Source organism: Roseibium sp. RKSG952 (assembly GCF_009711355.1).
In genome coordinates, this window is record NZ_SMMF01000799.1 from 1 (window position 1) to 10,226 (window position 10,226).

General features: G+C 54.8%; 13 protein-coding genes. 6 read left to right on the forward strand and 7 right to left on the reverse strand.

Annotated elements, in window-relative coordinates; translation table 11 throughout:
* The first annotated feature begins 111 nt into the window (after nucleotides 1-111).
* A complete protein-coding gene (locus E1297_RS50220) occupies nucleotides 112-498 on the forward strand; it encodes a helix-turn-helix transcriptional regulator (protein ID WP_244327669.1) in 387 nt (128 codons plus the stop codon).
* Nucleotides 495-848, forward strand: coding sequence for a hypothetical protein (locus E1297_RS50225; RefSeq protein WP_244327670.1), 354 nt, complete (start codon nucleotides 495-497; stop codon nucleotides 846-848). Before E1297_RS50220 ends, E1297_RS50225 begins: the two co-directional genes overlap by 4 nt.
* 166 nt (nucleotides 849-1,014) lie before the next feature.
* Here E1297_RS50225 and hisI read toward each other — a convergent pair whose 3' ends face one another.
* Together hisI and folE are read right to left on the reverse strand one after the other, a co-directional pair.
* The gene (gene hisI, locus E1297_RS07370; protein ID WP_155135934.1) at nucleotides 1,015-1,461 is read right to left on the reverse strand and encodes a phosphoribosyl-AMP cyclohydrolase; all 447 of its coding nucleotides are present in this window, start codon (nucleotides 1,459-1,461) and stop codon (nucleotides 1,015-1,017) included.
* 26 nt (nucleotides 1,462-1,487) lie between these two features.
* A complete protein-coding gene (gene folE, locus E1297_RS07375; RefSeq protein ID WP_155135904.1) occupies nucleotides 1,488-2,129 on the reverse strand; it encodes a GTP cyclohydrolase I FolE in 642 nt (213 codons plus the stop codon).
* Nucleotides 2,130-2,515: 386 nt separating this feature from the next.
* On the opposite strand from folE, the gene E1297_RS07380 reads away from it, so the two are divergent.
* The 4 genes from E1297_RS07380 to E1297_RS07395 are packed head-to-tail and all read left to right on the forward strand — an operon-like array spanning nucleotide 2,516 to nucleotide 5,366.
* The gene (locus tag E1297_RS07380; RefSeq protein WP_209015688.1) at nucleotides 2,516-2,869 is read left to right on the forward strand and encodes a nuclear transport factor 2 family protein; all 354 of its coding nucleotides are present in this window, start codon (nucleotides 2,516-2,518) and stop codon (nucleotides 2,867-2,869) included.
* 60 nt (nucleotides 2,870-2,929) lie between these two features.
* Nucleotides 2,930-4,108 (forward strand): GTP-binding protein, encoded by a 1,179-nt coding sequence (locus E1297_RS07385; RefSeq protein WP_155135910.1) that lies wholly within the window; start codon nucleotides 2,930-2,932, stop codon nucleotides 4,106-4,108.
* Entirely contained in the window at nucleotides 4,105-5,094 is a 990-nt protein-coding gene (locus E1297_RS07390) for a GTP-binding protein (protein WP_155135913.1), read from the forward strand. Before E1297_RS07385 ends, E1297_RS07390 begins: the two co-directional genes overlap by 4 nt.
* Nucleotides 5,091-5,366 carry a nitrate reductase gene (locus tag E1297_RS07395; protein WP_155135916.1) on the forward strand — a complete coding sequence of 92 codons (276 nt, stop codon included), beginning with the start codon at nucleotides 5,091-5,093 and terminating at the stop codon, nucleotides 5,364-5,366. The genes E1297_RS07390 and E1297_RS07395 overlap by 4 nt, the downstream gene beginning before the upstream one ends.
* A 92-nt stretch (nucleotides 5,367-5,458) precedes the next feature.
* On the opposite strand, the gene E1297_RS07400 is transcribed toward E1297_RS07395, so the two are convergent.
* The 5 genes from E1297_RS07400 to E1297_RS51250 form a co-directional block, all read right to left on the reverse strand.
* Nucleotides 5,459-6,622 (reverse strand): S-(hydroxymethyl)glutathione dehydrogenase/class III alcohol dehydrogenase, encoded by a 1,164-nt coding sequence (locus tag E1297_RS07400; protein WP_155135919.1) that lies wholly within the window; start codon nucleotides 6,620-6,622, stop codon nucleotides 5,459-5,461.
* 118 nt (nucleotides 6,623-6,740) lie between these two features.
* Nucleotides 6,741-7,826 (reverse strand): metal ABC transporter substrate-binding protein, encoded by a 1,086-nt coding sequence (locus tag E1297_RS07405; RefSeq protein ID WP_155135922.1) that lies wholly within the window; start codon nucleotides 7,824-7,826, stop codon nucleotides 6,741-6,743.
* An 11-nt stretch (nucleotides 7,827-7,837) separates the two neighbouring features.
* On the reverse strand, nucleotides 7,838-8,707 hold the full coding sequence (locus tag E1297_RS07410; RefSeq protein ID WP_155135925.1) for a metal ABC transporter permease: 870 nt from the start codon (nucleotides 8,705-8,707) through the stop codon (nucleotides 7,838-7,840).
* A complete protein-coding gene (aztA, locus tag E1297_RS07415) occupies nucleotides 8,704-9,447 on the reverse strand; it encodes a zinc ABC transporter ATP-binding protein AztA (RefSeq protein ID WP_155135928.1) in 744 nt (247 codons plus the stop codon). The genes E1297_RS07410 and aztA overlap by 4 nt, the downstream gene beginning before the upstream one ends.
* 124 nt (nucleotides 9,448-9,571) lie before the next feature.
* Nucleotides 9,572-9,973: a Fur family transcriptional regulator gene (locus E1297_RS51250; RefSeq protein ID WP_155135931.1), complete on the reverse strand. Its 402-nt coding sequence runs from the start codon at nucleotides 9,971-9,973 to the stop codon at nucleotides 9,572-9,574.
* Between the last annotated feature and the right edge of the window lie 253 nt (nucleotides 9,974-10,226).

A 10,226-nucleotide genomic window follows, 5' to 3' on the forward strand; every position in this document is an offset into this window, starting at 1 on the left:
GCAGGTCGGGTTCGCCGGACGCTCACAGAAAGACAGCAAAAAACGGTTTTGGATTGCAACCAAGCTCCAGTCATGTCATTCAATGGATTTGTTGAATGAAAGCCATGAGTGATGATGGATTCTGACCTGCCAAGCTGCAACCACGGCAGTCACGAGATACATCCGCGCCTTCCCCTTCCGGCGGATGCGAACGTCGAGAACGCGGTCGTGATGCTCCGTGCCGCAGGCGATACAGCACGTTTGCGCCTTCTTCTATTGCTTGTGCAGGGTGAACGATGTGTCACCGAGCTGGCAGGCCAGGAAGGAGAGAAGATTGCAACGATTTCCGCACGCCTTAAGCATCTCCATTCAGCACGGCTTGTGAAACGACGGCGTGTTGCAAAGCACGTTTACTATGCGCTTGCTGATCACCATGTGGTTCACTTTTTGCGCGACATTTTGGACCATGCCTCGGAAAACAATTCCAGCCCTCAGAAAAACGAAGGAGAAATCTTGTGACCAGTAAGAAGACGCATGACCCGAACCATGATCACGTTCACGGGCCGAACTGCGGGCACACTGCGATACGTCACGGTGATCATGTCGATTACCTCCATGACGGCCACCTTCATCATCAGGACGGGAGCCTTGTCGAGGACCATGTTATTGAAGTTTCGGCGCGGAACCCGCAAGGTTGCGCACCTCTCGCTTCAAATGGATTGGGTCATGACCCGGACCATGTTCATGGCCCCGGTTGCGGGCATGAGGCTGTGCCGCACGGGGACCATATCTGCTATCTCGTCAATGGCCGCTTGCACCATCCACATGACGGACACTGCGACGATCACGGTCCGATTGAGGTCGTTTAAACGCCCGTTCGAAGAGCTTTCTGGCAACTTGCCGGATGTGGCAATTGGCGTAAGCCGGTCATTGGGTGCCAGAAAGCACGTCGAATTATCTAATTTCGGGCAAGTCTTCATATGCGAAATACGGCCATTCCGGTGGTGACAGTTTGTGCTGCGGCGAGAATGGGTCTCACAACAGTGTCGGATTAGGCGCATCACCGTAGACAATGACCGGGTCAAAGGTCTTTTCGAACTCCGTGAAGCTCAGTTCGACTGGTCCCTGCTGCATATTGACGGGCACTGTGCGATAGAAGCAGGAACGATAGCCGACGTGGCAGCTGGCGCCACCTTGAACGGCTACGCGCAGCCAAACCGCGTCCTGATCATCGTCAATCCGCATTTCGACCACTTTTTGAATGAGGCCGCTGGTCGCGCCTTTGTGCCAAAGGCACTTGCGGCTGCGGCTCCAGTAATGCGCTTCGCCTGTTTTGATCGTATTCAAAAAGGCTTCCTCGTTCATAACACCCATCATCAAAACGTCGCCGGTCTCGGCATCGGTTGTGACAACCGGTAAAAAACCGTTCCCGTCGAATTTTGGTGCCAGTTCGGTTCCTTCTTCGACCTGCTCAACAGACATGCGGCGGGAAAAGAATTGATTTTCGGTCACGTCGGGGTGCCTCCGATTGAGGTGGAAATTGACGACAAGAAGTCTCTGCGAAGTTCGGGGTCGGTTTGAAAATCACCGAGAAGCCGTCGGGTCAGCATAGAAACACCCGGTTTCTTGATTCCGCGGGTGGTCATGCACATGTGAGCCGCCTCGACCACAACAGCAACGCCTCGGGGCTGAAGCACTTCTTGAATGGTGTCGGCAATTTGCGATGTCAGTGTTTCCTGGATCTGGAGACGCTTGGCGAACACCTCTACCACCCGCGCCAGTTTGCTGATGCCTACGACGCGACTGGCCGGAAGGTAGGCGATATGCACTTTTCCGATGATTGGCACGACATGATGCTCGCAATGGGATTCCAGCCGCATGTTTCGAAGCACGATGAGATCGTCATAATCATTCGTCTCTTCGAAAGTGCGGGCGAGCAATTCAGCCGGGTCGATGTTGTACCCCTCGAAGAACTCTTCATAGGCGCGCACCACCCGGCTGGGGGTGTCGACCAACCCCTCGCGATCCGGATCATCACCGCTCCATTCGAGTAACACACGCACAGCCGCCTCGGCATCTTCGCGAGACGGCCGCAACCCGTGTTGTTTCCTGTACTCTGCCATGGCCGCAATACTCGCAGCGTAAGTCATCGTTTTTCATAATCCCATTGACGAAAAATCCAAACACAAATGCAATGTTATAACATATCAGTCAATCGCTGTTTTGAGAGATCTTCGAACCAGTTGGCTGGGTGATCCAATCGGCATGCGCACCAGAATTATGTGATTGTATTTCCAGCAGGCAAACGGCCAGACAACCTTGATTTTGCCACAATATGTTATAACATAACAAAAAAGGTCGGTTCGGGAGAAATTCGTTTGCCGAAAAGGGCGAACAACCACTGGTGCTCACGGCGGGGCAATCACCAAAAAGGGCCGTGAAAAGAGTGTGAGATGAGGGGTGCGACTTGGGCCAGGCCATAACAAAAAACGATCAAACCTCTGAGAAATCCCGTTTTGACAGAGCCCGATCAGTATTGAAACAATGGACGATAGCAGTCGGTTCCGGGCACATTGAGGCGATTCTGGCCCTTTATGCGCCTGATGCAATTCTGGTTCCCACCCTATCCAACGAGGTCGTTGTTACCGAGGAAGGGCGCCGTCGCTATTTTGAGTTTTTTTTGTCGAATGGCGTTTCAGAGTGTTTGGTGGATGGTGAAGTGATCCGGATCAACCACGAGCTGAGAACTGTAGCGATTGGCGGAATTTATACCTTTTACCTTCGCAACGGTTCCGGTGAGCAAACCGTAGAAGCCAGATTTCTGTTCACCCTTGAAGAGATCGGCGGGCGTTGGCTTATCACCGGACACCACTCCTCACGCTGTGTCTAGTCGCATACCGGGAAGCCAGCGCAAGCCGACAAGGCAATCAATAGAAAATGACAAACGCATATGACTATACCTGACCGTATTCCGGTTTTTTTGCTGAGCGGATTTCTGGGCGCTGGCAAGTCAACACTCTTGAATGCGTTCCTGAATGACCCGAAGGTTCATGACACAGCGGTGATTATCAACGAGTTTGGAGATGTCGCTGTTGATCACCTCCTTGTTCGCCGGGGTGAGACAGCAATCCGGAAGGTCTCGACAGGTTGCCTGTGTTGCTCGGATACGACTGATATCCGGCAAACGCTGGTTGATCTACACAACGCTGCATCGGACGGGCTGACAGGTCGGTTCTCGCGTGTGATCGTCGAAATGAGCGGGCTTGGCGATCCTGCGCCTCTAGTCAATGCACTCTGCTCAGGCAAAAACAGGGTACGGCAACACCCGTATGTCACGCATGGCACTGAGTTTTATCTGGCCGGGGTCGTAACTCTGTTCGACACGGTGTCAGGCGCTAGTTCGGTCGAACATCATTTTGAAGCGCTCAAACAATTGGCCTTCGCAGATCGGATTGTTTTGACAAAAACCGATCTGGAAACCAGCCCGGAGGAGGCTGCAGATCGGAACGCGCTGTCTTGCGAATTGCGTGAAATCAATTCAAGCGCCGAGATCGTTGATGGCAAGGCAGTCAATCTTCATGCGCTGTTTTCACCCAGACCTTACATAGAGATAGACCGGGGAGAAGACGTTGCCGGGTGGCTTGCATTGGAAGCCGTGGTTGATACGGAACCTCGTCACAGCTCTCGGTCAGATAACGCAAAAGCCAATTCGAGGCACGGTGCGGGTATCCGCACATTCAGCATCACCAGCGACAAGCCTTTGCCGGAGGCGAAATTTTACCAGTTCCTGAGCCTGTTGCAGAAATCCGCCGGGCACCGTTTGCTGCGCGTCAAGGGAATCCTTGCCACGGAAGACGTTCCGGACCAGCCGCTCATCGTGCATGCCGTTCAACATACTGTCTCTGAGCCTGTCCGGCTCGACGCCTGGCCCGATACGGACCGGCGGAGCCGGCTGGTGTTTATCACCAACGGGATAGATCCCAACCCCGTGCGCGACTTGTTTGCTGCAGTGATCGACGCTGCTCCCATTTCCTTTACCAAGCCCTTGAGAGACGCGCGCAATGCTATGAGCGTGCTGCTTTCCCGGGCGTCGTATCGTCTCACCAATCTCTCCCGGAGGTCACAATGAACAATCAAGACAAGACACCCGTCACCGTGCTTACCGGTTATCTCGGCGCCGGAAAAACCACTTTGCTCAATCGCATACTCTCAGAAGACCACGGCAAGCGCTATGCGGTCATTGTCAACGAGTTCGGAGATGTCGGGATTGACAATGATCTCGTAGTGGACGCGGATGAAGAAGTCTTCGAGATGAACAACGGATGTATCTGCTGCACGGTGCGCGGCGACCTGATCCGGATCATCGAAGGCTTGATGAAACGGCGCAATCATTTTGATGCGATTCTGATCGAAACGACGGGACTGGCCGATCCGGCACCGGTGGCTCAGACGTTCTTCGTGGATGAAGACGTGCAGTCGAAGACCAAACTCGATGCAATCGTGACCGTTGTCGATGCCAAACACCTGCTTGACGAAATCGGCAAGGCGCATGAAGCCCAGGAACAACTGGCCTTTGCTGACATCATCCTGCTGAACAAAGTCGATCTCGTCAGCGAAGATGACCTGTCGAAAGTGGAAAAACGGATCCGCAGGATTAATCCGACGGCGACGATCCACCGCACTGAACGATGCCAGATTCCGTTCACTGAGATCCTTGGCCGCAATGCGTTCGATCTTGACCGTGTGCTTGAGATCGAACCGGAATTTCTGGAGCATTTCCATGACCATGATCATGATGATCATGTCACGAGTTTCTCGCTCACAAGCGATGCGCCGCTGGATCCGACCCTGTTTTTGCCATGGATCCAATTCATTGCCCAGGAATATGGCCCCGACATGTTGCGGATGAAGGGGATCATTGCTTTTGACAGGGATGACGACCGCTTTGTTGTGCAGGCAGTCCACATGCTTCTGGAAGGCGATCACCAGCGACCCTGGAATCCGGACGAGAGGCGGACAACACGGCTTGTTTTCATCGGCCGGGACCTTCCCCGCGACAGGTTTGAGGACGGTTTCCGCAAGTGCATCGCACAGGACCGGGCCATCGCCGGATGACCAAATTCATCAACCCGTTGGCCCCGAAGATGAATCGGTTGACAGCCAAATCATCGGAAATAAAGGGCTGGGTCCGGGAGTTGATGGACCTGTCGGCAGACACTCCGCTCACCATTGCCGAACTCGCCTGCCGGGACGCGGGGTGTCCGGATATTGAAACGGTGATCGGAGTCCTTGAACCGGGCAAACCCATTGTGACAATACGGGTTCACGGCACCATGTCCGACGTAACAAGGGCCGACATTGAAAACGCGGCTAACCTCGGGAAGTGATTGGTCCTGACATTGTTTGAGCGGCAGTCAGAAAACCATGCTGATACTGCCGCTCTTTACAAGATAGGTCGTTGGTAACAGAAAGTTCGGAGTTATTCGGAAACCACCTGTCCGGGTAGGGAATTAAGCGTCATGGTGTCGCTTGGGCGGAAATGGATGACCGACCGTATCGATTCACCAGCTTTCAAAAGATCAAACGCGGTGTTGATCTGGTCATGGTTCATGTGATGCGTGATGTAAGGATCCACGCTGAAGTCGCCACGCAGCCATTCGTCAACCATTCCAGGTAGTTGGCTGCGGCCCAGGACACCTCCAAAAGCCGTCCCGCGCCACACCCGGCCGGTTACGAGCTGGAATGGACGTGTCGCGATTTCCTGTCCGGCACCGGCGACCCCGATAACCGTGCATTCACCCCACCCCTTGTGGCAGGCTTCGAGTGCGGCACGCATCAGGTGAACGTTCCCGACCGCTTCGAACGTATAGTCCAGTCCGCCATTGGTCATCTCGACCAGAACATTCTGGATCGGACCGTCAAAGTCCCTCGGGTTGAGGCACTCCGTAGCTCCGAGCGCCTTTGCAAGCGGGAATTTCGCCGGATTGACATCGATCCCGATGATACGGGAGGCTCCATTCAACACTGCGCCCTGAATAACGGCCATCCCGACAGCACCCAGCCCGAAAACCCCGACCGTTGCGCCGGGTTCGACTTTTGCGGTATTTCGCACCGCCCCGATGCCGGTGGGTATCGCGCAGCCCATGACCGAGGCCTTGGACAGCGGCGCTTCCTTGGTGATCTTGGCCACCGAGATTTCAGGCAATACCGTGTATTCACTGAAAGTGCTGGTCCCCATGTAGTGCAGTATCTGCTTTCCCTTGTATGAAAAGCGCGATGTGCCGTCCGGCATCAAGCCGGCACCCTGGGTCTTGCGGATGGTTTGGCACAGATTGGTCTTGCCCGACTTGATGTAAGGGCAATCCGGATCTTCAGGAATATAAAGGGGAATAACATGATCGCCGGGTGCAACCGATGTGACACCCTTGCCGACTTCTTCGACAATGCCGCAACCTTCGTGGCCAAGGATGCACGGAAACAGGCCTTCCGGATCTTCGCCCGACAAGGTGAAGACGTCTGTGTGACACAGGCTTGTCGTGACAATCCTGACGAGAACTTCACCGTCCTTGGGGCCTTCGAGATCAATCTCTTCAATCTCGAGTGGCTGGTTTGGCGCCCAGGCAATGGCAGCCCGTGTTTTCATTTTGGCCTCCCTAATTGTCAATGCCGTGGTTTTGGATCCATAAGCCGGCGATCACTGCGTTTTTTTAGGTGTCGCAGGATCGCCGGCCAATTTTCAGGTATTTTGGCGTTTTTTTGCCTCACGACCCCAGTGCCTGGGACAGGGTAGTTGCGTTGTGACGCATCATGTCGAGATACGTTGCTGCCGGGCCATTCTCGTCGGACAGTGCATCGGAATAGAGTGTTCCACCAACGGTAGCGCTGGTATCGTTTGCAATCTCCTCCAGGAGCCTGTTGTCTGTGATCGATTCCACAAACACAGCGGAAATCCCGTCGTCACGGATCTGTGTGATCAATTCGGCAACATCAGCGGCTGACGGCTCGCTCTCGGTGCTTAGGCCTTGCGGGGCCTCGAACGTCAGCCCGTAGTAGTCGGCAAAATATCCAAAAGCATCGTGGGACGTGACAACGGTGCGCCGATCTTCCGGCAGCGACGTCAGGAGTGCGTCGATCTCCTGATCAAGGGCCTCGATCTCCGCAACATAGGCGTTGCGGTTTTCGTAGAATATTCCGGCATTGGCCGGGTCGGCGATGGCCAGTGCAGCGGTGATGTTGTCGACATAGATCACCGCATTTACAGGGCTTTGCCATGCATGGGGGTCAAACGCTCCATGATCGTGCCCTGCATGACCTTCGCTGGCATGTTCATCATGGTCGTCGTGCGCGTCATGTTCTGCATGCTTCTCGTGGCCGTGATCACCGTGGTCATCTTCGGCTTCGGCATGTTGCTCTCCGCCACGGTCATGGTCATGGTCATGGTCAGCCCCGGTGTCCTTATCGCCATGATCGTCGTGGCTATCATGTTCATCAAATGGGATGGCATCAATACCATTTGTGGCAACAACCAGATACCCGTCAAAGCCGGCAGCCTCGGAGAGACGTTCTAGCCAGCCTTCGAACTCAAGACCATTGATGAAAAGAACCTCGGCCTTGCTCACGGAACGGGCGTCTTTCGGCGTCGGCTGATAAACATGTGCATCGCCATCGGGCCCAACAAGGGTCGTAACCTCGACATGTTCGCCGCCGATGCGTTCAACCATGTCGCCAAGGATCGAGAAGGTTGCCACGACCGGTGTCGGACCGTCAGCCCAGACCGGGGTTGGCGTCACAAGGGACAGGGCAGCAAGAGCCGTAGCGGATTTGAGAGAAATTCTGCGGGACTTCATCAAGTTTCCTTTCAGTTTTGAAGGGGGCGGCGCTGCCGCACCTTTGCGAGGAGACCGCCTGACGATCCGAGCACCAGGGATACCGCGTAGACGACACCTGCGACGAGGATGATCGCTGGACCGGATGGCAGGCTGTAGTGATAGGAGAGCAGGAGGCCACTCAAGCTGGACAGAAATGCTATGAATATGGCTGTGACAACCAACCCGCCTATGCTGTTTGCCCAGAACCGCGCAGCGGCTGCGGGGAGGATCATGATGCCCACCGCCATGAGCGTGCCCAGTGCGTGAAAGCCTCCAACGAGGTTCAGCACCACGAGTGCAAGGAATGCGAAATGCGTGACGGCACTGAGTGTGCTCACAGATCGCAGGAATTGCGGGTCCGCGCACTCCAGGACAAGAGGTCTGAACAGGATTGCAAGCACCAGAAGTGATAGGCTTGCGATTGTGCAAAGCAGAACAAGTGCTGCGTTGTTCAGCGCCAGAACAGTGCCAAAAAGCACATGCATCAAGTCGACATTGCTGCCGCGAGTCGAGACGATAAGGACACCGAGAGCGAGTGAGATGAGATAGAAGGCCGCAAGGCTGGCATCTTCACGCAAGGCCGTCACCCGCGTGACCAGGCCGGACAGGAGCGCCACTGCCATGCCGGCAATCAATCCCCCGACGGTCATCGCACCGAGGGAAAGCCCGGAAACCAGAAAGCCGACCGCAGCACCCGGCAGGATCGCATGCGCCATCGCATCTCCGGTGAGACTCATGCGCCGGAGCATCAGGAAAACACCCACCGGTGTTGCTCCCAGTGAAACAGCCAAACAGCCGAGCAATGCGCGTCGCATGAAGCCGAAATCAGCAAATGGCTGAAAGAACATATCCCAGATCATGCGGCACTCCGGCCGCAAATATGCAATGCCCCAGAACAGGCCTCGCACATCTGGCGTGCGCGAAACTGGTTTTCGGCGGTCAAAACTTGCTCGGTTGGTCCGTATGCCACAAGCTCGCGCGCCAGCATGAGTGTCTGAGGAAAATGCGCGCGCACGGTATCGGAGTCATGCAGAACTGCGAGTACCGTGCGCCCTTCAGTGTGCCAGTTCCGGATCACTTCAATGAGATCGGCCATGGTTCGAGCGTCAATCGCAGTGAAGGGCTCATCCAGCAGAACAAGACGTGCGTCTTGCAACAGAAGTCTTGCAAAGAGCGCACGTTGCATCTGCCCCCCGGACAACGAGCCAATCGGGCGCATTTCGAACCCGGTCAACCCCACCGATGCGATGGCGGCATCTATGCGTGCACGCCGCTTGGATCCGAGCCAACCGAAAGGCCCGATCTCTCTCCACAATCCCATGGCGACCAGTTCGATCACAGACAACGGGAATGCCCGGTCGATATCCGATTGCTGAGGTAGAAAGGCAATGTTCTTGCGGCCAAAGGTGCCGAACTGCACACTGCCTTGCAAAGGTTTCAGAACACCGGTCACTCCCTTTAGCAAGGTAGATTTGCCGGCACCATTGGGGCCAACCACTGCTGTAAGGCTGCCTTCGGCAATCTTTGCCTGAAGCTGATGCACCGCGGGGAACCGATCGTATCCAAGGGTAAGGTTTTGGAAATCCAGAGCTGCTGTCATGAGCCGCCCGGTGTCGAAGTCGCCCAGAAATAACCCGCCCACAGCGTGGCTATGAGAACAAGTGCACCAATCAGCCGCACTCCGGCGCCAACGAGAAGCAAATGAGGGTTCTTTCTTCTTGTTATCATGATTGCGCCTTCCCGGTTCTGCAGGAACCGCATGTGCCGAGCACTTCGATCACATGACGCATTGGAGAAAATCCGGATTTGCAAATCACACTCGAAAGGCCTTTCACTAAGTCGGGATCGACGCTTTCTTCAACCGAGCCGCATTGTTCGCAGATCGACAGGATCGACGCATGCTGATGCCTTTCGCATTGGCAGGCAATGAAGGCATTGAGGGATTCGACGCGATGAACCTGACCACTTTTCGTCAGTGCAGACAAAGCGCGGTATATCGTGGTTGGAGAGATATTTTTATGCGTCTTGCGCAAGGTTTCCAGAACATCATAGGCCGAGACCGGACCGTGGCGTCGCCGAAGAATATCTAGCACCTCCGCCTGCCACATTTTTCCTCGCGAATGCATCCGTCACCTCCAAGAGTTTCACCTCTTTAATGTTATTATATAACATAACAAAAAATGGCAATGAATGCATCGGGAAGAGTGCCAACACACGGAGAAACGCCACCGGGACGCTTGCATAGCCGTCTTCCGGCAAGAAAACGCTATTTACTTATTTTAAGTGCTCGATACTTTGTAAACAAAGAATATTGGCGGTTGGATTTAATCCCCGTCAGCCTTGCGCACAATTGCTGCCATTAGTTGAAAGTGCCGCGAA